The sequence below is a fragment of the Polaromonas glacialis genome (assembly GCF_000709345.1).
GTDB classification, from domain to species: domain Bacteria; phylum Pseudomonadota; class Gammaproteobacteria; order Burkholderiales; family Burkholderiaceae_C; genus Polaromonas; species Polaromonas glacialis.
Window position 1 is genome coordinate 2040305 of sequence record NZ_KL448323.1, and the last position, 24634, is coordinate 2064938.

27 protein-coding genes are annotated in these 24634 nt (G+C 61.9%); 2 read left to right on the forward strand and 25 right to left on the reverse strand.

Features of this window, described 5'->3' with window-relative positions; all coding sequences use genetic code 11:
• Positions 1–22 precede the first annotated feature (22 nt).
• From nagZ to EC86_RS0110255, 24 genes are all read right to left on the reverse strand, one after another.
• On the reverse strand, positions 23–1081 hold the full coding sequence (nagZ, locus tag EC86_RS0110140; RefSeq protein WP_029525527.1) for a beta-N-acetylhexosaminidase: 1059 nt from the start codon (positions 1079–1081) through the stop codon (positions 23–25).
• A 64-nt stretch (positions 1082–1145) separates the two neighbouring features.
• Complete coding sequence (gene acpS / locus EC86_RS0110145) at positions 1146–1538, reverse strand: holo-ACP synthase (RefSeq protein WP_029525528.1); 393 nt, start codon at positions 1536–1538, stop codon at positions 1146–1148.
• Entirely contained in the window at positions 1538–2371 is an 834-nt protein-coding gene (locus EC86_RS0110150; RefSeq protein ID WP_232229851.1) for a pyridoxine 5'-phosphate synthase, read from the reverse strand. Before EC86_RS0110150 ends, acpS begins: the two co-directional genes overlap by 1 nt.
• 35 nt (positions 2372–2406) lie before the next feature.
• Positions 2407–3156, reverse strand: a complete 750-nt coding sequence (recO, locus tag EC86_RS0110155; protein ID WP_029525530.1) for a DNA repair protein RecO — start codon at positions 3154–3156, stop codon at positions 2407–2409.
• Between the two features lie 149 nt (positions 3157–3305).
• A complete protein-coding gene (era, locus tag EC86_RS0110160; RefSeq protein ID WP_408633886.1) occupies positions 3306–4382 on the reverse strand; it encodes a GTPase Era in 1077 nt (358 codons plus the stop codon).
• A 55-nt stretch (positions 4383–4437) separates the two neighbouring features.
• Positions 4438–5139, reverse strand: coding sequence for a ribonuclease III (gene rnc / locus EC86_RS0110165; protein WP_029525532.1), 702 nt, complete (start codon positions 5137–5139; stop codon positions 4438–4440).
• 1 nt (position 5140) lies between these two features.
• Positions 5141–5482, reverse strand: a complete 342-nt coding sequence (locus EC86_RS0110170; RefSeq protein ID WP_029525533.1) for a DUF4845 domain-containing protein — start codon at positions 5480–5482, stop codon at positions 5141–5143.
• A gap of 67 nt (positions 5483–5549) precedes the next feature.
• On the reverse strand, positions 5550–6515 hold the full coding sequence (gene lepB, locus EC86_RS0110175) for a signal peptidase I (RefSeq protein WP_156955287.1): 966 nt from the start codon (positions 6513–6515) through the stop codon (positions 5550–5552).
• Positions 6516–6526: 11 nt separating this feature from the next.
• Positions 6527–8338, reverse strand: a complete 1812-nt coding sequence (lepA, locus tag EC86_RS0110180) for a translation elongation factor 4 (RefSeq protein ID WP_029525535.1) — start codon at positions 8336–8338, stop codon at positions 6527–6529.
• Positions 8339–8666: 328 nt separating this feature from the next.
• Positions 8667–10127: a DegQ family serine endoprotease gene (locus tag EC86_RS0110185; RefSeq protein ID WP_029525536.1), complete on the reverse strand. Its 1461-nt coding sequence runs from the start codon at positions 10125–10127 to the stop codon at positions 8667–8669.
• Positions 10128–10265: 138 nt separating this feature from the next.
• A complete protein-coding gene (locus EC86_RS0110190; protein WP_232229852.1) occupies positions 10266–11249 on the reverse strand; it encodes a MucB/RseB C-terminal domain-containing protein in 984 nt (327 codons plus the stop codon).
• A 78-nt stretch (positions 11250–11327) separates the two neighbouring features.
• Entirely contained in the window at positions 11328–11945 is a 618-nt protein-coding gene (locus EC86_RS0110195; RefSeq protein WP_232229853.1) for a sigma-E factor negative regulatory protein, read from the reverse strand.
• Positions 11946–12037: 92 nt separating this feature from the next.
• Positions 12038–12673 (reverse strand): RNA polymerase sigma factor RpoE, encoded by a 636-nt coding sequence (gene rpoE / locus EC86_RS0110200; RefSeq protein ID WP_029525539.1) that lies wholly within the window; start codon positions 12671–12673, stop codon positions 12038–12040.
• On the reverse strand, positions 12670–13221 hold the full coding sequence (locus EC86_RS0110205) for a hypothetical protein (protein WP_029525540.1): 552 nt from the start codon (positions 13219–13221) through the stop codon (positions 12670–12672). The genes rpoE and EC86_RS0110205 overlap by 4 nt, the downstream gene beginning before the upstream one ends.
• A gap of 47 nt (positions 13222–13268) precedes the next feature.
• Positions 13269–14516: a beta-ketoacyl-ACP synthase II gene (gene fabF / locus EC86_RS0110210; protein ID WP_029525541.1), complete on the reverse strand. Its 1248-nt coding sequence runs from the start codon at positions 14514–14516 to the stop codon at positions 13269–13271.
• A gap of 78 nt (positions 14517–14594) precedes the next feature.
• Complete coding sequence (gene acpP / locus EC86_RS0110215; RefSeq protein ID WP_011802442.1) at positions 14595–14834, reverse strand: acyl carrier protein; 240 nt, start codon at positions 14832–14834, stop codon at positions 14595–14597.
• A gap of 171 nt (positions 14835–15005) precedes the next feature.
• A complete protein-coding gene (gene fabG, locus EC86_RS0110220) occupies positions 15006–15752 on the reverse strand; it encodes a 3-oxoacyl-ACP reductase FabG (RefSeq protein WP_029525542.1) in 747 nt (248 codons plus the stop codon).
• Entirely contained in the window at positions 15749–16699 is a 951-nt protein-coding gene (gene fabD / locus EC86_RS0110225; protein WP_029525543.1) for an ACP S-malonyltransferase, read from the reverse strand. The genes fabG and fabD overlap by 4 nt, the downstream gene beginning before the upstream one ends.
• A gap of 90 nt (positions 16700–16789) precedes the next feature.
• Positions 16790–17497: a hypothetical protein gene (locus EC86_RS0110230; RefSeq protein ID WP_232229854.1), complete on the reverse strand. Its 708-nt coding sequence runs from the start codon at positions 17495–17497 to the stop codon at positions 16790–16792.
• Positions 17415–18656 (reverse strand): sialidase family protein, encoded by a 1242-nt coding sequence (locus EC86_RS26070; RefSeq protein ID WP_232229855.1) that lies wholly within the window; start codon positions 18654–18656, stop codon positions 17415–17417. The genes EC86_RS0110230 and EC86_RS26070 overlap by 83 nt, the downstream gene beginning before the upstream one ends.
• Positions 18657–18866: 210 nt before the next feature.
• On the reverse strand, positions 18867–19844 hold the full coding sequence (locus EC86_RS0110240; protein ID WP_029525546.1) for a beta-ketoacyl-ACP synthase III: 978 nt from the start codon (positions 19842–19844) through the stop codon (positions 18867–18869).
• Positions 19845–19848: 4 nt separating this feature from the next.
• Positions 19849–20961 (reverse strand): phosphate acyltransferase PlsX, encoded by a 1113-nt coding sequence (gene plsX, locus EC86_RS0110245; RefSeq protein WP_029525547.1) that lies wholly within the window; start codon positions 20959–20961, stop codon positions 19849–19851.
• An 85-nt stretch (positions 20962–21046) separates the two neighbouring features.
• Positions 21047–21229, reverse strand: coding sequence for a 50S ribosomal protein L32 (rpmF, locus tag EC86_RS0110250; RefSeq protein WP_029525548.1), 183 nt, complete (start codon positions 21227–21229; stop codon positions 21047–21049).
• Positions 21230–21455: 226 nt separating this feature from the next.
• Positions 21456–22028, reverse strand: a complete 573-nt coding sequence (locus EC86_RS0110255; RefSeq protein WP_029525549.1) for a YceD family protein — start codon at positions 22026–22028, stop codon at positions 21456–21458.
• Positions 22029–22053: 25 nt separating this feature from the next.
• Between EC86_RS0110255 and EC86_RS0110260 the strand changes: the two genes are divergently transcribed.
• Positions 22054–22725, forward strand: a complete 672-nt coding sequence (locus EC86_RS0110260; protein WP_084181269.1) for a Maf family protein — start codon at positions 22054–22056, stop codon at positions 22723–22725.
• The gene (locus EC86_RS0110265; protein WP_029525551.1) at positions 22722–23486 is read left to right on the forward strand and encodes an SAM-dependent methyltransferase; all 765 of its coding nucleotides are present in this window, start codon (positions 22722–22724) and stop codon (positions 23484–23486) included. The genes EC86_RS0110260 and EC86_RS0110265 overlap by 4 nt, the downstream gene beginning before the upstream one ends.
• Before the next feature lie 68 nt (positions 23487–23554).
• Here EC86_RS0110265 and EC86_RS0110270 read toward each other — a convergent pair whose 3' ends face one another.
• Entirely contained in the window at positions 23555–24634 is a 1080-nt protein-coding gene (locus tag EC86_RS0110270; protein WP_029525552.1) for a S49 family peptidase, read from the reverse strand.

Sequence of the window (24634 nt, forward strand, 5' to 3'; positions counted from 1 at the left end):
TCGGTTTGATCTGGAAATGGAATCAGGGAATCAGGCTAAGGGCATGCATGTAGGCCGGATGCACCATGAGTTCATCCCACTCCAGCGCCGGCATCTGCGGCAGCAGGGCCAGGCGGCGCAGTTCGCTGGCTTCCAGCGCTTCCCACCTCCCCTTGAGCAGCGCCTCGGCCATGCCATCGAGCAAGTCATCGACCGGCTTGCCGCCCTCCACCGACTGGTTGCACAGCAGCACCATGTCGCAGCCGGCGTTCAGCGCGGCCAGGGCGGCCTCGGTGTAGCTCACTTCCACGCCATCGATCAGCCGGGCGCCGGCCATGCTCAGGTCGTCGCTGAAAATCGCGCCGCCAAAGCCGAGCTGGCTGCGCAAAATGAAGTTCAGCCATTTGCTGGAAAAACCGGCCGGCCGGGCATCGACCTTGGGGTAGATCACATGCGCCGGCATCACGCTCGACAGCGTGGTGTTGAGCCATTCGTAGGGCGCGGCGTCGTCCTTCAGGATGGCTTTGAGCGTGCGCGTGTCCACTGGAATATCGGTGTGCGAATCGGCCTTGACGAAGCCATGACCGGGAAAATGCTTGCCGCAGTTGGCCATGCCGCTTTGCAGCAGGCCGTGCATCAGGCTCTTGGCCAGCAGGCTGACGACGCGCGGGTCGCGGCCGAAGGCGCGGTCGCCGATGACGCCGCTTTCGCCGTAATCGAGGTCCAGCACCGGCGTAAAGCTGAAGTCCACGCCGCAGGCGCGCAACTCGGCGCCCAGCACGTAGCCGCAGGCCGTCGCAGAATTGGTGGCGGCCAGCTGGTCACGCATCCACTGCTCGCCCAGTGCGCGCATTGCCGGCAGGTGGGTCAGGCCGTCGGTGCAAAAGCGCTGCACCCGGCCGCCTTCATGATCGACGCAGATCAGCAGGTCGTCGCGAATGTCCTTGATCTCGGCGCACAGCTTGCCGAGCTGCTGGCGGTCTTTCCAGTTGCGGGCAAACAGGATGATGCCGCCGGTCAGCGGATGCCGGAGGCGGCGGCGGTCAGCCTTGGCCAGGCTGAGGCCGGCAATGTCGATGATGAGGGGGGCGTGCTGGGTCATGGGAATCATTTCAGGGTCACTATTAAATTCATAGCTGCTTGCGAAGTCGTGGCGTGCGCAATGGCTATTTTTTCTCTACAACGCAAAAACTCGCGGCATAGTCGGTTTCGTCGGTCACGGTGATATGGGCCGTCAGCTCCCGCGCGTCAAACCAGTCCTTCAGCGCGGCATGCAGCACGATCTCGGGCTTGCCGCTGGGCGCCTTGGCGATTTCGCAATGCCGCCAGGTCATCGGCATGCGCATTCCCAGGCCAATCGCCTTGCTGAAGGCCTCCTTGGCGGAAAAGCGGGTTGCCAGGTAGCTGACGCCCCGGTCGGGCCAGCGCGCGCTGCGCTCGGTCCAGGTTGCCAGTTCGCCGTCGCTGAGGATTCGCTGGGCGAAGCGCTCGCCATGGCGCGCCAGGCTGGCGCGGATGCGGCGGATGTCGCAGATGTCGGTGCCGATGCCGTAGATCATCAGGCAGCGGCGGCGGGCGCGAAGGCCTGGTCGACGCAGCGCAGGTAGTCTTTCACCGTGGCCTCGTAACCCAGTTCCAGCGCGTCGGCGATCAGCGCGTGGCCGATGGACACTTCGAGCACGCCGGGAACGGCGCGCAGGAATTCGGCCAGATTGTCACGGTTCAGGTCGTGTCCGGCATTCACTCCCAGATTGATAGCTGCCGCTGCCCGCGCAGTCTGCGCAAAGTGCTCCAAAGCCTTGTTTTTTTCCGGGCCGGACCAGGCCAGCGCGTAGCTTTCGGTGTACAGCTCGACCCGGTCGGCGCCGATGCCCCTGGCGGCCGCCATGGCCTCGGGCACCGGGTCCATGAACAGGCTGACGCGGACGCCGCGCGCATGGGCGTATTCGATGTGCGGCCGCAGGGTTTCGGCATCCTGCGGAAAACGCCAGCCATGGTCGCTGGTGAACTGGTCTTCGCTGTCGGGCACAAAGGTGCACTGGTGCAGCGGCAGGCCCCGGGCCGACAGGTCGCGAACGAAATGCATCAGGTTGTGCAGCGGATTGCCTTCGATGTTGAACTCGCAGTGCGGCCAGTCCTTCATCAGCGCGGCGATTTCATACACGTCGTCGGCGCGGATATGGCGCTCGTCAGGCCGGGGATGCACCGTGATGCCGTGCGCGCCGGCCTGCAGGCACAGCTCGGCGGCGCGCAGCACGCTTGGAATGTCCAGATGCCGGCTATTTCGAAGGAGCGCCACCTTGTTGACGTTGACCGACAGCGCCGTTTTCCGGGTGCCCGGCGGATGGGGCGGGTGCGAACGATGATCGGAATGGTGGAATAAGGCAATCATGGCGAAATCCGTCGAAATTAATCGTAAATACAGCGTTAGAGGGCTTGCAGGTCCATCATCATTTGCCGGGTTTTCAAAACCCTGACGCCGCAATGGTAGTGCAGCAAGGCGCGCAGCTGGATTTTCAGTTCATTGGCAGCCGGCACGCAGGCTAGAAGCGTGTCGGAAAACAGCGCCTTGTCGCCCAGCGACTGCTGCAGCGCCCGCCAGTGTTCGCCGCTCAAGCTGATGCGGTCATCGTCATTCGCCTGCCGCAGGCCGGCTTCGGCCACCAGCACATAGCGCTCCTGCGCGGCCAGGGGCGCCAGCGTCGCGGTTTCCACGTCCAGCAGGGGCAGCAGGCCAATGCCCTGCAGCAGGCGTAGCTCGAAGGCGCGCAGCGCCAGTTGCAGCGTGTCGGCATTCTGGCTGGCGAGCAGCTGGACCGTGGCGGCATAGGCATCAAACAGCAACGGATGCGGGTCGTCGCGGGCCAGCAGGCGCATCAGCAGTTCATTGAGGTAATAACCCGACAGCAGCGCATCGCCGCTGGGCATGACATGGCCGCCCTGCCATTCGGCGCTCTTGAGGTTGCGGATTTCCGCATCGCCGCCAAACGCGACATGCAGGGGCTGGAGCGGCAGCAGGATGGGCCGGAAGCTGGAACTGGGTTTCTTGGCCCCGCGCGCCACAAGCGCCACCCGCCCATAGTGGCGGGTGAACACATCGAGGATCAGGCTGGATTCGCTCCAGTCGTAACGGTGCAGCACATAGGCGGGCTCGTTGCTGATGCGTTGGGTAGCCACGTGCCGCCTAGTTCAGGTCGGCACGAGGTGTAAAAAAGGCGTGATTCTGCGCATTCCCAAGCAGGGGCCGCGGAACCGGCTTTGCCGGGCCGCAGGCGCAGCGGCCCCCTCGGGGGGCAGCGCAGTACGCGAAGCGACAAGCGTGGGGGTCATTCATACCCAAAAGTTTTGACTCTGGCCTCATCGTCAGCCCAGCCGGAGCGGACCTTGACCCAGATCTCCAGGAACACCTTGCCGCCGGTCAGCGCTTCGAGTTCATGCCGCGCCTCGGTGCCGATGCGCTTGAGCTTTTCGCCCTTCTCGCCAATGATCATGCCCTTGTGACCGTCGCGCTCGACGACGATGGTCGCGGCAATCTTGCGCAGGTTGCCCTCTTCCTCGTACTGGTCGATGATGACGGTCGAGGTGTAGGGCAACTCGTCGCCGGTCAGGCGGAACAGCTTTTCGCGGATGATCTCGGCGGCCATGAAGCGGTCGCTGCGGTCGGTCAGTTCGTCGGCGCCGTACATCCACGGCTGCACCGGCAGGTATTTTTCGCAAATGCCGAACAGGCGCTCGACATCCTTGGCATTGTTGGCCGACATCGGCACGAATTCGGCAAAGTTGTGGCGCTCCTGCATGGACCGCAGCCAGGGTGCGATTTCGGCGCGGCGGTGGATCAGGTCGAACTTGTTGGCCAGCAGGATGGCCGGGGTTTTCTCGGGCAGCAGCGCCAGCACCTTGGCATCGGCCAGGTTGAACTGGCCGGCTTCCACCACGAAAACGATCAGGTCCACGTCATTGACGGCGCCGACCACCGTGCGGTTCAGCGACCGGTTCAGCGCATTGCCGTGCCGCGTCTGAAAACCCGGCGTATCGACAAACACAAACTGCGTCGCGGCGCGCGTGCGCATGCCGGTGATGCGGTGGCGCGTGGTTTGCGCCTTGCGCGAGGTGATGCTGACCTTCTGGCCGACCAGCGCATTGAGCAGGGTGGACTTGCCCACGTTGGGCTTGCCGACGATGGCGATCAGGCCGCAGCGCTGCTCGCCCACGGGCGGAAGGCTGGAAGTGCTGTCGTCTGCTGCAGGCACAGCCGCACCACGGAAGGCCGTCGCCTGGGCGAGCATCGCGTCGATCGCGTCCTGGCTCTGCGCCGGCTCCAGCGACTCAGGGGATGAGCCTGTTTCCCCAGCCTGGGGCAAGGGGTTGACAGGTTGGCTGGGTTCTTTTTTTCCGGTACTCATAATCAGTTCAATCGTGTTGGGTGGCAAGCCAGAGGCGGCATTGGCAAAAAGGCCGTCAGGCGGCCAGCGTCTTGACGTAAAGCAGCATGGCGGTGGCAGCGGCCTGTTCGCCGGCCCGGCGCGAATGGCCAATGCCGCGTTCGGCGCGGCCAAATTCGGTGATTTCGCATTCGACTTCAAAGGTCTGCTGGTGCGCCGCACCCATCGTGCCGACCACCTTGTAGGCGGGAAGTCGCATTTTGCGCCCCTGAAGCCACTCCTGCAATTCGGTTTTCGGGTCCTTGCCGATGGCTTTCATCTGCGGGTTCACCTCGACGTCCTTGAACAGGCGGCGCACCAGCTGGTCGGCCTTGTCATAGCCGGCATCCAGGTACACCGCGCCGATCACCGCTTCCAGCGCATCGGCCAGCATGGATGGGCGGTTCTTGCCGCCGGAACGGGCTTCGCCCTCGCCCAGCCGCAGCAGGTCGGGCAAGCCCAGCACCACGGCCAGCTGGTGCAGCGTGTCCTGCTTGACGAGGTTGGCGCGAACGCGCGACAGATCGCCCTCGGGCAGATCGCTCAACTGCTCGTAGAGCAGTCCGGCCACGGCCAGGTTCAGGACGGAATCGCCCAAAAATTCGACACGTTCGTTGTGATCGGAAGAAAAGCTGCGGTGCGTCAGCGCCTGCGCAAGCAGCTTGGGATTGGCGAATTCATGCTGCAGGCGCTTTTGCAGGGCCTGCAGGGCAGGACTGGAGAGGGAAGCAGTGCGCACTTTATTTGGATCGCCCGTTGTACTTCAGCAGCAGGTAGGCGGGTCCGGCCATGTGGATTTCACGCGTATAGGCAAAAGCCACCACCGTCTTGTCGCCCTCTTTCGTCACGTCCAGGTCCTTGCCGGAAATCGAATGAATGTCATCGATCTGCCCGGCCTTATCGAAGATCGCCCTGACTTCGGGCACGGTGGTGCCGGCCGTGGCCTTGGTCGCGGCCTTGGTGATGGCCTGGAATTCGATCAGCGTTGGCAGCACCTGCGCGCCCAGTACAAAGGCGCAGGCCACGACGACGCCGACAAAAAGGATACCGATGAAGGAAATACCACGTTGCTTGTGTTTCATTGATACAGGTCCCAGGGAAAATTCATGAAAAAAATTTCTGGCCATTCAAGCGCCAGGGTGTTCCCGCTTAATCAAAGGAACCGATGCGCTTGAGATTGCCAAAGTTCATCCAGACAAAAAATGCCTTGCCAACGATGTTCTGCTCGGGCACAAAGCCCCAGTAGCGCGAATCGAGCGAATTGTCGCGGTTGTCGCCCATCATGAAATACTGCCCTTCAGGCACCTTGCAGACCACGCCTTCGGTGCTGTAGCGGCAATTGTCCCGGTAGGGGAAATTGTCGGCGCCGGCAATGAATGACGGACGGTCATCGTCATTGAGCAGGCGGTATTTGCGCTCGCCGTTGATTTCCTCGAACTGCTTGGCATAACGCATGGAGTCGGCATCGAAAAAATCGGGCAAGGCCGTCTTGGGCAGCGGCTTGCCATTGATGGTGAGCTTCTTGTTCAGGTAGGCCACCTCGTCGCCGGGAATGCCGACCACGCGCTTGATGTAGTCCAGGCTGGGCTTGGGCGGATAGCGAAACACCATGACATCGCCACGCTCGGGGCTGTGGTTGTCCAGCACCTTGAGGTTGATGACCGGAAGGCGCACGCCGTAATGGAATTTGTTCACCAAAATCAGGTCGTTGACCAGCAGCGTCGGGATCATCGAGCCCGACGGTATCTTGAACGGCTCGAACAGGAACGAGCGCAGCAGGAAAACGATGATGATCACCGGGAACAGGCCGGCGGTCCAGTCCAGCCACCACGGCTGCATGATCAGCCGGCTCCTGGCCTCCTGGGTGTTGTCATCGACCTGGTTGATGCCCATCTTGGCCAGCTCGGCCTGGCGGCTGGCGGCGTTTGCATCCAGGGCAGCCACGGCCTTGCGGCGCTGCGGCAAGAAATAAAGCCGCTCGGCCACCCAGTAGATGCCGGTCACCACGGCGGCCAGGAACAGCAGGGCAGAAAAATTTCCTTCGACCATGCCGAAGTACCAGGCGGCGCCATAGCCGACAAACCCGGCCAGCACCACGGCGGTGATGGAACTCATGACGCCGCGCATCAGTCTTCCACCTGCAAGATAGCCAGGAATGCCTCTTGAGGCACTTCCACCGAACCAATTTGTTTCATGCGCTTCTTGCCTGCCTTCTGCTTTTCAAGCAACTTTTTCTTCCGGGAAATGTCGCCGCCATAGCACTTGGCAATCACGTTCTTGCGCAAGGCCTTGATGGTCTCGCGGGCAATGATGTTGGCGCCGATGGCCGCCTGGATGGCGACGTCGAACTGCTGGCGCGAAATGATCTCGCGCATCTTGGCCACCACCGCCCTGCCCCGGTAGGCCGACTGGCTGCGGTGGACGATGATCGACAGCGCATCGACCTTCTCGCCGTTGAGCAAGATATCGACCTTGACCACGTCGGAGGCGCGGAATTCCTTGAACTCGTAGTCCATCGACGCATATCCACGCGACACCGATTTGAGCTTGTCGAAAAAGTCCAGAACGATCTCGCCCAGCGGCATTTCATAGGTCAGCATGACCTGCTTGCCGTGGTAGGCCATGTTCAGCTGCACGCCGCGCTTCTGGTTGGCCAGCGTCATGACGGCGCCGACGTAGTCCTGCGGCATGTACAGATGCACGGTGACGATGGGTTCGCGAATCTCGTTGACGCGCCCGCCATCGGGAATTTTCGACGGGTTTTCAACCCTGATGGTCTCGCCATCGGACTTGAGCACTTCATACACCACGCTGGGCGCGGTGGTGATCAGGTCCTGGTCGAACTCGCGCTCCAGACGCTCCTGGACGATTTCCATGTGCAGCAGGCCCAGAAAGCCGCAGCGAAAGCCAAAGCCCAGCGCTTCGCTGACCTCGGGCTCGTAATGCAGTGACGCATCGTTGAGCTTGAGCTTTTCCAGCGCATCGCGCAGCGACTCGTATTCGCTGGCTTCCGACGGATACAGGCCGGCAAACACCTGCGGCTGGATTTCCTTGAAACCCGGCAGCGCTTCGGTCGCGGTGAAGGCCGCGCCGCCTGATCCAGCCTTGATCTGCGTCACGGTGTCGCCGACGCGGGCCGCCTGCAATTCCTTGATGCCGGCAATCACGAAACCCACTTCGCCGGCTTCGAGCGCCTGGCGCGGCTCGGTGTGCGGCGTGAAGACGCCGAGCTGCTCGGCGTTGTAGGTCGCTTCGCTGGCCATCAGCTTGATGCGGTCGCCCTTGGCCAGGCGGCCATCGACCACGCGCACCAGCATGACCACGCCCACATAGGCGTCGTACCAGCTGTCAATGATCATGGCGCGCAGGGCGGCATCCGGGTTGCCTTTGGGCGCGGGGATGAGCGCCACGACAGCTTCCAGAATCTCGTCAATGCCCATGCCGGTCTTGGCGCTGCAGGGAATCGCGTCAGTGGCGTCGATGCCAATGACTTCCTCGATTTCCTGCTTGGCGTTTTCGGGGTCGGCCTGCGGCAGGTCCATCTTGTTGAGCACCGGCACCACCGTCACGCCCAGGTCGAGCGCGGTGTAGCAGTTGGCCACGGTCTGCGCTTCGACGCCCTGGCTGGCATCGACCACCAGCAGCGCGCCCTCGCAGGCCGACAGCGAGCGGCTGACTTCATAGGAAAAGTCCACATGGCCGGGCGTGTCGATCAGGTTGAGGTTGTAAACCTGGCCGTCCTTTGCCTTGTAGTTGAGCGAGGCGGTCTGCGCCTTGATGGTGATGCCGCGCTCTTTCTCGATGTCCATCGAGTCGAGCACCTGGGCGCTCATTTCGCGGTCCTGCAGGCCGCCGCAGCGCTGGATCAGCCGGTCAGCCAGCGTGGACTTGCCATGATCAATGTGCGCAATGATCGAAAAATTTCGGATGTGATTCATCAACAAAAACGCCTAATTACTTGAAAATATTGCAGAAAAACCAACAGACCACGGCCAGGAGCATAAAAAAAGGCGCGTCTTGCAATGACGCGCCCTGAACCAACAATCTATGGCAACTGCGAAAGTTGGAGCTTCATTGTAGGCAAAAAGCCGGGAGCGACCCGTTTCAACATCTGCTGCTGCCGACCTTGACGGGGTGCAGGTTTTACGTCGGCTGGGCCAACTGGCAAGAAAACTGCGCGAACGCCGGTGTGAAAAGCTGCTGAAATGCTGCTGCATTGTAACGAGCCCCACCGCCCAACCGGTATCAAGGCTCGACGGCAGGCCGTCAGCGCGCCGGCCGGATGATGACGAATTGCGCCAGCTCGCCGCGCCGGACCAGCACGGTGATGTTTTTGGTCTTGTCAATTTTCGCCAGCGCCGCTTCAAAACCCTTGACGCCGGTCACTTCGGCATTGGCGATCGAGACGATCACGTCGCCTTCGCGCAGCCCGGCTCTGGCCGCCGCGCCATCGGCCGCATCGACCTTGACGCCGCCCTTGACATTGAGTTCCTTTTTCTGCGCTTCGGTGATCTCGCTGACCGACAGTCCCAGAGCCTGTGCGGGGCCGGCCACCGGCGGCTTGGACTCCGGCTTGGCAGCAGCACGCGCAGGCTTATCGGCCTCGACCTCGGCAATCGTGACGGACAGGTCCTTGCTCGCACCGCGCCGGAACACGGTGACCGTGACCTTGGTGCCCGGTTTCACATTGCCCACCATGCGCGGAAGGTCGCTGGCCTTGTCGATCGGCGTGCCCTCGAACTTCGTGATGATGTCGCCGGCCTCGATGCCCGCCTTTTCGGCAGGTGCGCCGCTTTCGACGCCCCGCACCAGCGCGCCCTGCACCTTGCCCAGTCCGATGGACTCGGCCACGTCCTTGGTGACCTGGTCGATCTGCACGCCGATCCGGCCGCGCGTCACCTTGCCGCTGATGCGCAGCTGCTCCGACACGCGCGTTGCCTCGTCGATGGGGATTGAAAACGAAATGCCCTGGAAGCCGCCCGAACGCGAGTAGATCTGGCTGTTGATGCCGACGACTTCGCCGCGCATGTTGATCAGGGGGCCGCCCGAGTTGCCGGGATTGATGGCCACGTCGGTCTGGATGAAAGGCAGGTAGTCGCCCGTATCGCGCTGCTTGGCGCTGACGATGCCCGCCGTCACCGTGTTTTCAAGCCCGAATGGCGAACCGATGGCCATCACCCATTCACCCACCCGCAGGCGGCTGATGTCGCCAATCTTGACGGCAGGCAGACCGGTGGCTTCGATCTTCACCACGGCCACGTCGCTGCGTTTGTCGGCGCCAATGATTTTGGCCTTGAATTCGCGCTTGTCCGTCAGGGTGACGATGACCTCGTCCGCACCGTCGACCACATGCGCGTTGGTCATGACAAAGCCGTCGGCCGTCAGGATGAAGCCGGAACCGACGCCGCGCGGCTGGTCTTCATCCGGCTGGCCGGGCTCGGCGCGCGGCCCGCGCGGCATGTTGGGCGGCACGGGGATGCCGAAGCGCTTGAAAAATTCCAGCATCTGCTCGTCGATACCACTGGTAGCCGACGACGCCTTGGCTTTTTCCAGGGTGCGGATGTTGACCACCGACGGCCCCACCTGGTCAACCAGGTCGGTGAAGTCCGGCAATGTGCGGGTCTGCGCCCATACGGTCGTTACCGGCAACACGGACGCGGTCGCGGCGATGGCCATCAGGCCTGCGGCCAGGTAGGGACGCAGCGGTTTAAGGTTCAATTCACGCATTTTCAGCCTTGTCATCAATAGAGTTGTATCAAGCAAACCAGCAATTTTTCAAAACCAACAGGTAAGTGGAAACCGGCAGGGGCAAGGCAAGAGCCTGCGCCGCCAATTCCCGAAATTTTCGGCCACAGCGCCAGATTCTTACCTTTTATGCTCCAGCGCGCTGGCAAACAGCTGCAGCGTCGGAACAGGGACTTCACCCACCAGGGTGATCCAGTGGGCATCAAGCTGACGCGTCAGGGTATGGGTGGCGCCCAGGGAAAGCGCGGATTCCCGCACATGGCGCTGCCGGTCGAACGGTTCCACGAAAATCGACACCGACGCCAGGCCGTCTGAAAAAATCCACTGCAGCGGCCCGTTGCCGTTAGCGCCCTTTCCTCCACTGCCCGCCGCCGAAGCCGGCCGCTTGTAACAGCTCATGGGATTAAAACCTGCCACGGGCGTTTTCAGTGCCCAGCCTTCGGCGGCGGCCGTTGTCTTGACCAGCGCGGGCTTGTCGAGACGGTACCCTTGCACCTTGCCCATCATCTGGATGAGCTGGCTCATGCTGACGGGTGCATCCAGCTGAAGTTCTGAAAATGCCGCTTCTTCAATCACCTTCCCGTCGGTATCGAGCGTCTGGAGCTTCACGATCAAGCCATTTTTGCGCTCGCTCCAGACCCGGTAACCAAAACGCAGCCGGTCCCTGGGAACGAGCATGATGATGTCGGCATCGACGCCCGCCACCCGTTCCAGGCCTTCCTGGCGAAACTTGTAGAAGTCGGCAATGCGGCTGTCGGCCGACTGGAACAACTGGGGAAACAGACCGAGCGACTCACGCTTTTCACTGCGCGCCACCTTGTGCTCCGGCATGAAGGTCGTGACCTGGTCGTTGTGCCGGAAGATGGAGCGCGGCGCACCCGTCAGGGTTTCGACCCGCTCGACCTGCTGCGCGCCTTCGCAGACGTGCCATATCTTGGCGCTGGACATGCTGCCGCCGGCCGACACCACGAAGGTTCCGACATAGGACCGGTTGACGGAAGCCTGGTGCATTCGCATCAGCCAGTCATTCAGGCTGCGCACCTCCGCAGGCGATGCCGTTGGCGGTACGGAAACCGCCGGCACTTGCGCCGCTACGTTATTCATAGCTACGAGTGCATACAGGGCAAGCGGAAGAAGCCTTAAATGCTTGAAAATCATGGATTTCAGGAGGTTTTCTGGCACTCAGCGCGCGCTGGCAGCTTGTCCATTGCCGGGCGTTTCAAACGTCGCATTGCGCAAGAAGCCCGAGGACTCCTGCAAGGCCGAAGCCGTTCCAAACTGACGGTGCGCCGCGAGCAGTTCCTCCAGCCGGGCATCGCGCACCACCGGCCCTTGCGGTGAAGTGACCACGATTTGCGGCGGGGAAGCCTGTGCCAGCTGCGGCATTGAGGCCGGCGCCATCAGCCCGGACGCATTCCAGGCAATGGCGGAGACAGCGGCCAGGGACGCCACGCCCGCCACCAGTTTCCAGCGGAAATTGCCGTCGTTCGACGCCGGTCCACGGTGATGAACAATGCCGGCGGAGGCAGGCAACCGTGCGCTTGGGACCGCTACTGCGGTGGCGACCGTCTCTTGCGCAAGCCGCGCGCTGAGCCGGCTGGCAAACCCGATTTCGCCCCCCACCGCCAGGGACGATGCACGCAGGTCGGCAGGCGAACGCAGCAAGTCGCCAATCAGGTGGTAGGTATTCCAGCATTCGAGCGCGGCGGCGTCCCGGCCGCAAGCCTCTAGGGCGGCGGAAAAATCCTGCTCGCCTAGCTGGCCGTCCGCCAGCGCGGAAAGAAGTTCGGGGGTGGTCATGTGTGGATTCATGATGTTTATGGGCAGCGGGTCTGCCGGTTTTTGTTCACTGACTGCCTGGGCTGGCGAATGACTGGCGGTAGACAGCAAACCTACCAGCGTTTGCCTGTCTGGTTTTCCAGCAAGGGCCTGACCTTTGCAGAAATCGCCTCTCGGGCTCTGAAAATGCGTGACCGTACCGTCCCAATTGGACAATTCATGGCCTCGGATATCTCCTCATAGCTCAATCCTTCAATCTCCCGCAGGGTGATCGCTTCACGCAATTCCTCCGGCAAGTCCTGCATCGCCTGGTTGATGATGCTGGCAATTTCCTTGCTTGCCAGCAGCGCTTCAGGCGTTTCAGGACTGGTTAGTTCATTTTCGACCCGGGAAGTTTCATCGTCATCGTCGGATTTGTAGGCATTTTCAGAAACGGTTGGATTTCGCTTCAGGTCCATCAGGGCTTTCTTGGCCGTGTTGACGGCAATCCGGTAAAGCCAGGTGTAGAACTGCGCTTCGCCCCTGAACTGCCCCAAGGCGCGGTAAGCCCGTATAAAGGTTTCCTGCGCAATGTCTTCCACCAGGTCGACATCGCGGACCATGCGCCCGATCAGTCGCTGAATGCGCCTCTGGTATTTGATGACCAGCAGCTCAAACGCCTTCTGGTCGCCCGCGACCGTGCGTTCGACCAGCAGCGCGTCGCTGTCGTCGACTTTCTCTGCGGCAGGCGGGAGCAGGTCATCGCTCATGGTTTGGCCTGCGGAACATGTTGGGATTGCATAGCCTTCGATGGTGCCACAGCAGGAGAAGGCGAACCGCAAGGCTCCACAGGCACAAAATCGTGCGCAGGCAGGGATGCATGCGACCTGTGCGGCGAATACACGGCGCGGCGAAAATCCAGCCAGCGCTCGGGCATGGCGTTTTGCTCGGCCCACAGCCACAGGCTGGCACCAGCCTGGTTTTCGAGCCGGAGCAGAAGGCGCTGCTGAAAATCAGCAATCACCGACAGCGCATGCTCGCCCACGCCGGTCTGGAAGCTCGGACTTTCCCAGCGCCAGACATCACCGTCCCACGCCAGTTGGCCGCCGGGAAGGTTGTCCCAGGTGATTCGCGCGGCAAGGCCTGCAAGCAGCACTGAAAATCCCGCCGGCAGCATGCGCCAGTCGAACTGACGCGTGACGTTGCACCACAGCAGCACTGAAACAAGGCCGGCAAGCCAGAGGACCAGCAACAAGCCGCCCAGAAAAGGCGAACGCCCGAGCGGGTAAACCACCGGCGGGGCATTGTGGCGATTCAAGGCAGTGCGTGCTTGGGGTCGGCGCTGCTGAAAATGACCCGTTACGCTCAGACGCGCTTGAATACCAGCGTGCCGTTGGTTCCGCCAAAGCCGAAATTGTTTTTGACAGCAATGTCGATGGTGGCATCACGCGCGGTGTTGGCGCAGAAATCCAGGTCACACTCGGGATCCTGGTTGAAGATATTGATGGTTGGCGGAATTTTCTGGTGATGCAGCGCAAGCACGGTGAACACCGACTCGATGCCGCCAGCGCCGCCCAGCAAATGGCCGGTCATGGACTTGGTCGAACTGACCACCAGCTTGTCCTTGGCATGTGCGCCAAAGGCCGCCTTGATCGCGTTGGTTTCATTCAGGTCGCCCAGCGGCGTGGACGTGCCATGCGCATTGAGGTATTGAACCTGGTCCGCATTGACGCCGGCATTCTTCAGGGCCATGGCCATGGAGCGGCGCGGGCCGTCGATGTCGGGCGCCGTCATGTGGTAGGCATCGGCGCTCATGCCAAAGCCCAGCACTTCGGCGTAAATCTTGGCGCCGCGCGCCTTGGCGTGTTCGTATTCTTCGAGCACGACCACACCGCTGCCCTCGCCGAGCACGAAGCCGTCTCGGTCCCTGTCCCAGGGTCGCGACGCTGTTTTCGGGTCTTCGTTGCGGGTTGACAGGGCCCGGGCCGCAGCAAAGCCGCCCACGCCCAGCGCCGAGACCGTGGCTTCCGCCCCACCAGCGACCATGACATCGCAGTCGCCGTACTCGATCATGCGTGCCGACAGCCCGATGGCATGCAGACCCGTCGTGCATGCGGTAACGACGGCAATGTTGGGGCCCTTGAAGCCAAATTTGATCGACACATGCCCGGAGATCATGTTGATGATGGTGGCCGGCACGAAGAATGGTGAAATGCGGCGCGGGCCGCGCTCCACCAGTTCGCCGTGCATGCGCTCGATCAGCGGCAAGCCGCCAATGCCCGAGCCGATGTTGCAGCCGATGCGGGTTGCCAAATCGTCGCCCAGGGCGTCGCCGGTCGGCAAACCGCTGTCAGCCACGGCCTGGCAGGCGGCTGCCAGGCCCAGGTGGATGAAGCGGTCCATATGCCGGGCTTCTTTTTCGGGAATGTAATCCGCGATGTTGAAGCCCTTGACTTCGCCGGCGAACTTGCACGCAAGGTTGCTGGCATCAAAATGGGTGATCTGGTCAATGCCGGGCGTTCCGGCAAGCACATTGGCCCAGGAATCGGCCACGGTATTTCCTACCGGGCTGACACAACCCAGACCTGTCACGACGACACGACGACGGCTCATTCAGTAATCCTGGATAAAAAAACCTGAAAAAACTGCGATCAGGCTTTTCAGGTTGATGACGGCAAAGGCGCGAGCGCCTCAGGCCTTGTGATGGGTGTTTGCGTAGTCAATCGCGTTCTGGACGGTGGTGATCTTCTCGGCGTCTTCGTCGGGGATTTCAATGCCAAACTCGTCTTCGAGTGCCATGACCAGCTCTACGGTGTCAAGGGAATCAGCGCCCAGGTCGGCCACAAAGGACTTTTCGCTGGTGACTTGGCCTTCTTCAACGCCGAGTTGTTCGGCAATGATTTTCTTAACACGTGCTTCGATATCGCTCATAAATCCCTCTGAGGGTTGTAAATTAATCCGTGATTTTACCGCGTTGGGATTGTCTTCCCAAGCACCGGGCCGGACGGATAAAAACCGGCTTCGATTTCCTGTGTTTTACCACTCTCAAGCAGAGGCCTGGCAGGCCGGCTTGCCGAACCTGTCGCTCAACCTCTGCCGCTGTTACATATACATGCCGCCATTGACATGAAGTTCCTGTCCCGTGATGTAGGCAGCTTGCGGACTGGCCAGAAAAGCCACCGCATGCGCGATGTCCTGCGGCTTGCCCAAGTGTCCGAGCGGAATTTGTCCGAGGAGCGCTTTTTGCTGCTCCTCGGGCAAGCGGGCCGTCATGTCGGTTTCGATAAAGCCTGGCGCCACGCAATTGACGGTGATGCTGCGCGACCCAAGTTCTCGCGCCAGCGCGCGCGTCATGCCGGCAACGCCGGCCTTGGCCGCTGCGTAATTGGCCTGTCCGGCATTACCCGAGGCGCCCACCACCGACGTGATGCTGATGATGCGGCCGTAGCGCTGCTTCATCATGCAGCGCATCACGGCCCGGCTCATGCGAAACACTGCCTTCAGGTTGGTGTCAAGCACCGCGTCCCAGTCGTCGTCCTTCAGGCGCATGGCCAGCATGTCGCGGGTGATGCCGGCATTGTTCACCAGCACCTGCAAGCCGCCAAATTCGGTCACGATGCGGCTGACCAGCGCCTCGCCGGCGACTGCGTCGTTCACATCGAGAACCTGTCCGGAGCAGCCGGGGTAAGCCGCCAGCGTACGGCTGATTTTTGCGGCGCCTTCATCGCTGGTGGCGGTGCCGGTGACCTTCAGACCCCTCTTGGCAAGTTCCAGTGCGATGGCCGCGCCTATCCCGCGCGACGCGCCGGTCACCAGGGCGGCCTGCCCTTCAAATTTGATGTCGCTCATGCCAGCATCTCCTTCACTGCGACCAATGAAGCGGGGTCAAACAGCGGCGCACCGGTCAGTTCCGGGTCAATACGTTTCACCATGCCCGCCAGAACCTTGCCCGGCCCGCACTCGACCAGCGTTGTCAAGCCCTGCGCCTTGATGGCCTGCACGCATTCGACCCAGCGCACCGGGCCAAAGGCCTGCCGGTAGAGCGCATCACGGATGCGGTCGGCATCGGTTTCGACAGTGACATCGACATTGTTGATGACGGGAATGCTGGGGGCGGCAAACTCGATGCCGGCAAGCTGCTCCTTGAGCCTGTCGGCCGCCGGCTTCATCAGGGGGGAATGGAAAGGCGCCGACACCGGCAGGGGCAAGGCGCGCTTGGCGCCGTTCGCCTTGAGAGTTTCACAGGCCTTGTCGACGGCCGCCTTGCTGCCGGCAATCACGGTCTGCATCGGGTCATTGAAGTTGACGGCTTCGACAATTTCAGTTGTATCCACACCGAAGCTTCGCGTTGCTTCGGCGCAGCCCTCGATGACCCTGGCAGCGTCCATGCCCAGGATGGCGGCCATTGCGCCCACGCCGACAGGCACGGCGTCCTGCATGGCCTGCGCCCGAAAACGGACCAGGGGAGCGGCCTGCGACAGGCTCAGCACGCCTGAGGCGACCAGTGCCGAGTATTCGCCCAGCGAGTGACCCGCCACCACGGCAGGAGCGATACCGATTTCGGCCATCCACACGCGGTAAGCGGCCACGCCGGCTACCAGCATGACCGGCTGGGTATTGGTGGTCAGCGCCAGCGCTTCCTTGGGGCCGCTCTTGATGAGCTGGCCGATATCTTCAGCCAGCGCCTCGGAAGCTTCAGCCAGGGTCTGGATCACAACGGGGTGGTCGCCCCAGGCATCCAGCATGCTCACGGACTGGGAGCCCTGACCGGGAAAAATAAAGGCAAACGATTTCAAATGATGACTCCGGTTATCAATCGCAGGGTGAGAATTGCGCTCATTGTAGAAAGGTGAATGGCTTGCAGCGTGGGTTGTTTTTGCACTGCATCAAGGTGGCAAGGGACGAGTAGCCCGGGAGTTGGGCCTGTAGCTGTGCCACACACCTGTCGCCCCAGCCTTCGTGCAATGAATCACGGCCCAGATAGCCAGCCAGGGGTCCATCAGGTAATCCCAAAGGTTGCCTGACTCCATCAGCCCCAGAGTCCAGGCCAGCAGCGCCAGGCCGATCAGCGCCGGCAAAAGCCGCAGTCCCTTGACCCAGAACACTGTCGACAACGCCAGCAACGTGCCGAGCATGTAAAACGAGCCCCATCCTGGCCGATAGGCGTCCCAGTCGCCCCATCCCAAAGCTGTCGGATACAGCACGGCCGCAGCCACGGCAAGGGCCACGGATAAAGCCAGACCTTCACGCCGGGCCATGGCTGGCCAGCCGGACAGGCGCCGCCCCATGCTGAGACAGGCCAGCGCCACCAGCGTCGTGCTCAGATCCGAACTGACGCCCCGGACAAAAGCCAGAACCGGCAGCTGGGCGGCGCCCATCGGAATCCAAAACACTGAAAAAACAGCCAGCAACACGACCCACCGGGTCGGCTGTGTGATGTCACGCTGGCGGTCCAGCAAACGCAGGATGGCGGCGCACAGCACCAGGTCAATCCCCACGAGGGCCAGCAGATCAGTGAGCGGCGGAAGCAGCATGGCGTGCGGCTGGCGAGGCAGCATCAGGTAGAAGGACTTGCCGGGGATTGAGCCGGACATGCTTGATGCGGCTGCGGTGCCAGGTATAAACCAGATGCAAATAGCCATCGCGGCTTTGCAGCAGGTAGGGATAAGAGAACTCTTGTAAACAGGCAGCGGCGCCGCACAACTGGCGTTTGGCACTATCTACATCGGCCTGGGCCTGTGAATTGCTGGCACCACGCGCCCGAAGTTCGGCGCCCAGCAGGCGCTCATATTCGCTGACCGGCAAGCGCGTTCCGGGAGAAGGCGACGACTCCACGGTCCATTGGCGGGCGCCATCAAAAGAACTTCCAGGCGCTGTTTGCAGTAAGGCCAGCGTTTCACGATTTTTGGGCTGGGGATTGAGGGCCAGCCACTGCTGGCCCGTGGCTGTCACGACGCCGGCCAGCGCTGAATCCGGATTAGGCCAGGCGGTCGCATGCACCGTTGCCCAGGTGGCGCCGGCATCGCCTGTAGAAGAGGCCATCACGGCGGTGCTGCTGCCCGAACGCATGTAGGCCTGCGCCTGCCTTGCACTGCTGACCAGCAAGACGGGCTGAAGGCTGTTCTGGCTGCCCGGGATCCGGACTTTGTCGATCACCTGCCCCTGCGGCCCTAGGCGCACAATCTCGGCGAACTTGGTGACGAACTCGTGGTACACCGGCAGGCCAATCTGGCCACTCTGGTAAAAAACCGGGGCGCCCTTGACCAGCGTGCTGATATTGATGAATGGCGAGGTGACCAGCCGCCGCGCGGGGCTCCAGGTGTCGCCATCGTCCGTGGAACGGGCCCAGCTGATGGAGCTTCCGGCCCATCCGCCCACCGACACATTGACCATCCAGAGCACCAGCGAGCCGTCGGGCATGCGGGCAATCACCGGATTGCCTATTTTTTTGACATAGCGCCACAAGTCCTGTTGAAGTTGCGTGCGGTTGAAAAGCGTGGCTTCCTCGCCCCAGCGCAGGGTTGCAGCATCCATGACCGAGGTTTTGACCGCCACATCCCTTCCCCCTTCGCGCGAACCCGAGAACCATACAGCGCGCAGGCGGCCGTCACGCAGTTCGACCAGCGACGCGGCATGCACGGCCTGCCCTGGAGCGGAAGAGACAAAACGGGCATCGAACTCGAAACGGCCATCGGGAGAGCGCTGCCGGACGGGCACGATCGCTGCGGGGCCAGTGGCTTGGGTCGCTGGCAAAGCACTTGCCGCAGACGCCGCCTGCCGGGGAAGCGGCATAAAATCCGGCGCGGGCGGGCGGCTGGCAATTTTCCAGCTGGCCAAAAGAAAAATCACTATCAGCGCCAGCACCGCCAATAAATCCGTGCGGCGTGCAAAACCTGGCCTGTGGACGCTCAAGCAGCCCCCAGCCAGAAAGGCGCGCACCCGTGAAGACAGCAGACCACCATGTCAGTACTTGAGAAGCACGGCACCCCAGGTGAAACCGCCGCCGACGCCTTCAAGCATGACGGTGTCTCCCTTTTTGACCTTGCCGCTGCGCACCGCTTCGTCCAATGCCAGTGGAATCGACGCCGCCGAGGTGTTGCCGTGCTGGTCAACCGTGACAATCAGTTTTTCCAGCGGAAGTTTCAGTTTTTTGGCCGTGCTGTGCATGATGCGCAGGTTGGCCTGGTGCGGAATCAGCCAATCGATATCGGCTTCGGTGAGTTCCGCCTTCGCCAGCGTGGCCCGGGCGGCGCTTTCGAGCACTGCGACGGCCAGTTTGAAGACCGCTTTGCCATCCATGGTCAGGAGCGGGCTGCCGAGCACCTGACCGCCCGATACATGGCCGGGAACGCATAGGATACCGACATGCTTGCCGTCGGCATGCAGGTCACTGGCCAGGATTCCGGGGGTTTGCGAAGCTTCGAGCACCACGGCGCCCGCGCCATCGCCGAACAGCACGCAGGTCGTGCGGTCGGAAAAATCGAGGATGCGTGAAAACACCTCCGCGCCGACGACCAGCGCCTTGCTCGCCGCGCCGCTCTTGATCATGGCGTCTGCCACAGTCAAGGCGTAGACGAAACCGCTGCAGACCGCCTGCATATCAAAGGCCGGGCAACCGGCGATTCCCAGCTTGTGCTGCAGGATGCAGGCGACCGACGGAAACACCATGTCAGGCGTCGAGGTGGCCACGATGATCAGGTCAATGTCAGCGGCTTGCAATCCGGCGGCTTCGATGGCGCGTTTGGCCGCCTCAAGTCCGAGGTCGCTGCTGGTCACGTCAGGCGCGGCAAAGTGGCGCGCGCTGATGCCGGTGCGTTCGACAATCCATTCGTCAGAGGTTTCGACACCCCTGGCGGCCAGATCGGCAGCCAGCTGGGCATTGGTCAAACGGTTCGGCGGCAGGTAGCTGCCGGTGCCGGTAATGCGTGAATAGCGGGTCATTGGATTAGGGTGCCGGGGTTGAAACAGGGGATTCGGCAGGCAGGCGGTGGGCTGCCTGCGCGTCGTCGGTGGACACTGCCGCTGTGGCGGCTACCAGCAGGGGGGCTGCATGGGCAATGCGTTCGCGCACCCTTTCCAGCAAGTTGTTCCTGGCTGCATCATAAGCCCGACCCAAGGCCTGCTCGAATGCAAAAACGTCCGCCGAGCCATGGCTTTTAAAGACCAGGCCGCGCAGCCCAAGCAAGGCCGCGCCGTTGTAGCGCCTGTGGTCAAACCGCTTTTTAAAGGCGGACAGCACTGGATAGGCCACCAGAGCCGCCATCTTGGTCAGCAGGTTGCGGGAAAACTCGGCCTTGATGTAGTCGCCGATCATGTGCGCCAGGCCTTCGCTGCTCTTGAGCGCCACATTGCCGACAAAGCCGTCGCACACGACCAGATCGGTCGTTCCCTTGAAAATGTCGTTGCCTTCGACATTTCCATAAAAATTGATATCACCGGAATCGGAAGCCGCCCTGAGCAGCTTGCCGGCCTTTTTGATCATGTCGCCACCCTTGATGGCTTCTTCGCCTATGTTGAGCAAACCCACCGTCGGCGAGGGAATGTCGGCAATGGCGGCGACCAGCGCCGAGCCCATCACCGCGAACTGCAGCAAATGCTCTTCGGTGCAGTCCACATTGGCGCCCAAGTCGAGCATGGTGGTAGCCTTGCCCGCCGCATTGGGCAACTGTGACGCTATGGCGGGGCGGTCAATGCCTTCCAGGGTCTTGAGCACATAACGGGCAATCGCCATCAGCGCGCCGGTGTTGCCGCCCGAGACGGCCACCTGGGCGCGCCCCTCCTTGACCTGGTTGATGGCCACGCGCATTGAGGAATTCTTCTTGCGGCGCAGGGCGATTTCAATCGAATCGTCCATCGTGACCACCTCGCTGGCGGCAACGATCTCACATCGGGCTTGCGCCAGCAACTGGGCATGCAGGGGATGGGCTGCAAGCACCTCGGGCTGGCCCACCAGCAACATTTCGGCGTCCGGATGCGCCCGCAAAAATGCCAGACTGGCAGCGAGGGTGACATCGGGACCGACATCGCCTCCCATGGCATCGACAGCTATCCTGATCATGCGTGGACCGGTTCAGTCAAGAATAAAAATTCAGGCAAAAGAAAGGCCCGCAGGATGAGTGCGGGCCATGGCTTGGAACGTGAAATTACGCTTCAGCTTTTGTTTTCAGCACCTTGCGGCCACGGTAAAAACCGGTGGGGCTGATGTGGTGGCGCAGGTGGATTTCGCCGGTGGTCGGCTCCACGGCAATGCCCGGCACGTTCAGTGCGTTGTGCGAGCGGTGCATACCGCGCTTGGAAGGGGACTTTTTGTTTTGCTGGACAGCCATGATTCGCTCCTGACAGGGTGATAGTGTTGGTAAATTTCGCACCAAATTTCGAAGTCTGGTGAACTGCATGCTCTATATAAGCCAGAGAAGCCAGCATCACTACCTTGGTACGCGAAGCCTCGGATTATAGCCCGATACCGGACAGCGTCCGGTGCCGGTCGATTGGGGCGTTCAGACGGCCACCCTGCCAGCACAAGCGGTACACCCTGAAAAAAGAGCCATCCGGCTAGTCGCTTTTCTTTTTCAGCTGGGCCAGGACGGCAAAAGGATTGGGCTTTTCGCCCGACGGCACGTCTTCACCGTTCTGGCCAGCCCCATCGCCCAGTGCCTCCTCGCCGACCTGCATGACAGGCGTTACCGGGCATTCGTCATGCATGGGCACCAGTGGCAGCGCCATCAGCAGTTCGTCCTCCAGCACCGCGAGCAGGTCAAAATGCGACTCCATGACCAGCAGGTCCTCGTCGGACTCGTCGTCCTCGGCCATGGCAATTTCTTCGGTGGCCACGAAGCGGTACCACTGGTCAACCTCTAGCGGCGTGGCGACCGTGCCCATGCAGCGCTGGCAGGTCAGCGGGACCGATGCGGTGGCTACCAGATGTAGCCAGACATCTTCTTCTGCGCCCGAACCCGGACGCAACTCGGCGCGGGCTTCCCAGTTAAGCATCAAATCAGGGTCCAGCGCTTGCGCCTCCTGCGCCAGGCGCTCCATATTTTGTAGCGGGATGGTTTCGATGAGCGCAACGCCTTCGCGGGCAAAGGCTTGCATGTTCAGCCGGGTGGCGTGGTGAGATTTGGACATGCGTGCAGTGTAAGAGAATCAGTGCATGAACTCCGCGACCCTTCCTTCCCCTGCAATCCCCGAAAAACCCGATCTGCCCACGACCCGCCAGCCGGCAGGCCGGTTATTGGTGCTGGGCTCCACCTCTCCCTACCGGCGCGAGTTGCTCCAGCGCCTGCAAATTCCCTTCGAGGTGGCCGCGCCCGAAGTAGATGAAACGCCGCTGCCGCATGAAACGCCGGATGCGCTGGCCAGGCGCCTGGCGCTGGCCAAGGCGCGCACCGTGGCCAGGGATTTCCCGCAATCGGTGGTGATTGGTTCCGATCAGGTGGCCGACCTGAACGGGCTTGCGCTGGGCAAGCCGGGCAACCATGAACGGGCGGTCACCCAGTTGCGCCAGATGCGCGGCCAGACGGTGATTTTTCAAACGGCGGTGGCGGTGGTTTGCCTGGAAAGCGGTTTCGAGCAAACCGCCCTGGCGGCCGTCCGGGTGAAGTTTCGCAAACTGGATGATGCCGAAATTGAAAACTACCTGCGCGCCGAGCAGCCCTACGACTGCGCCGGCAGCGCCAAAAGCGAAGGACTGGGCATTGCGCTGCTCGAATCGATTGACAGCGACGACCCGACCGCGCTGGTCGGCCTGCCCTTGATCCGCACCTGCAAAATGATCCAGGCCGCCGGCATTGCCGTGCTGGCAAACCGCAGGACCGCCCCATGAGCATCGCCAAGGGAAACCTTTATTTGGTGCCGGCACCGCTGGATTTTGGCTGCGACAGCCAGGCTCCGTTGCAGGACGTGATGCCAGCCGGTACGCTGCAGGTTGCGGCCCGGCTGTGCTGCTGGATCTGCGAAAACGCAAAAAGCACGCGCGCCTACCTCAAGCGCATCAACGAGTTGCATCCCTTGTCCACGCCGGTCCAGGCGCTGCAGATTCAGGAGTTGCCGCGCGAAGTGCATAAAAAGGGCGACCACAGCGGACACTTCGACGCCCGGCCGCTGCTGGCAGCCGCCCTTGAAGGCCGCGACATCGGCCTGGTCAGCGAAGCCGGAATGCCCGCCATTGCCGATCCTGGCTCGTCGGTGGTGCGCGCCGCGCATGACCTCGGGATTCAGGTGGTGCCGCTGACAGGCCCGATGTCGCTGATGCTGGCGCTGGCGTCAAGCGGACTGAATGGACAGAATTTCGCGTTTGTCGGCTACCTGCCGCAAGACCCTTCCGGCCGCGCCCAACGCATCCGCGAACTCGAATCGCTGGCGCTGAAGACCGGCCAGACGCAAATTTTCATTGAAACGCCCTACCGCAATGCCGCCTTGCTGCAGGGGCTGCTGCAAACCCTGCAGGGCAATACCCGGCTGGCCCTGAGTTGCGGCATCACGCTGGGCAGCGGTGTGTCGCGCAGCGCATTGGCAAGCCAGTGGAAACGCGACAAGCCGGTGCTGCCGCTTGATCTGCCCACCGTGTTCTGCATTGGCCGGTAACCGCTGTTTCCGACAGCACCATAAAAAAAAGCCCGCGATCTGCGCGGGCTTTTTTTGATGCTCGTTTTTTAGCGAAGCGCGGGAATCGCCTGGAAGGCCTTCATGGCGCCTTCGCCCAGGGCGGCGCCAAACTTCTTGGCCAAGCGCTCGGCGACGTTGTCGCGGCGCGTGTAGTCGATGATTTCCTCCACCTTGATGACTTCGCGGGCAACGTAGTCGAGGTTGCCCAAATGGTCGGCCAGGCCAAGTTCCACCGCCTGCTGGCCGTTCCAGAACAGGCCGGTGAACATCTCGGGCGTTTCCTTCAGGCGGCTGCCGCGACCCTTCTTGACCACCGCAATGAACTGCTGGTGAATCTGGTCCAGCATGCTCTGGGCGAAAGCGCGCTGCTTGTCGCTTTGCGCGCTGAACGGGTCCAGAAAGCCCTTGTTTTCGCCGGCGGTCAGCAAACGGCGTTCGACGCCGAGTTTGTCCATCAGGCCGGTAAAGCCAAAGCTGTCCATCAGCACGCCGATGCTGCCGACGATGCTGGCCTTGTCCACGAAAATCTGGTCGGCGGACACGGCGATGTAATAGGCCGCCGAGGCGCAGCTTTCCTCCACCACGGCATAGACCGGTTTCTTGTGCTTGGCCTTCAGGCGCAGGATTTCGTCATTCATCATGCCGGCCTGCACCGGGCTGCCGCCTGGCGAATTGATCAGCAGCACGATGGCCTTGGAGCCCTCGTCCTCAAAGGCCGAGCGCAAGGCGGCATTGACAAACTCGGCGCTGGCGTCGGCGCCCTGGGCAATTTCACCCTTGATCTCGATCACGGCGGTATGCGGAACGCTGGCGTCGGTGACCGGGGTGCCGCGCTGCAGCGCCATCCACAGCAGGATGACAAAAAACAGCAGCCAGGACAGGCGCACGAAGGTTTTCCAGCGCCGCGTGGCCCTTTGCTCGTTGAGCGTGGCAAAGACCAGCTTCTCCAGGGTGGCACGTTCCCAGCCAGGAACGCCGGATGCGTCCGGCGCGACGTGCTTTCCCGCCAATTCGGCGCCCTCTTTGGACTGTGGGGCAGGAAATTTAGGCTGGTCTGGCGAAAATCCCGGCTCCCGGGACGGATCGAAAGAGGGGTCGGAGTTACCGGGTCGGTTGGTATCGTTCAT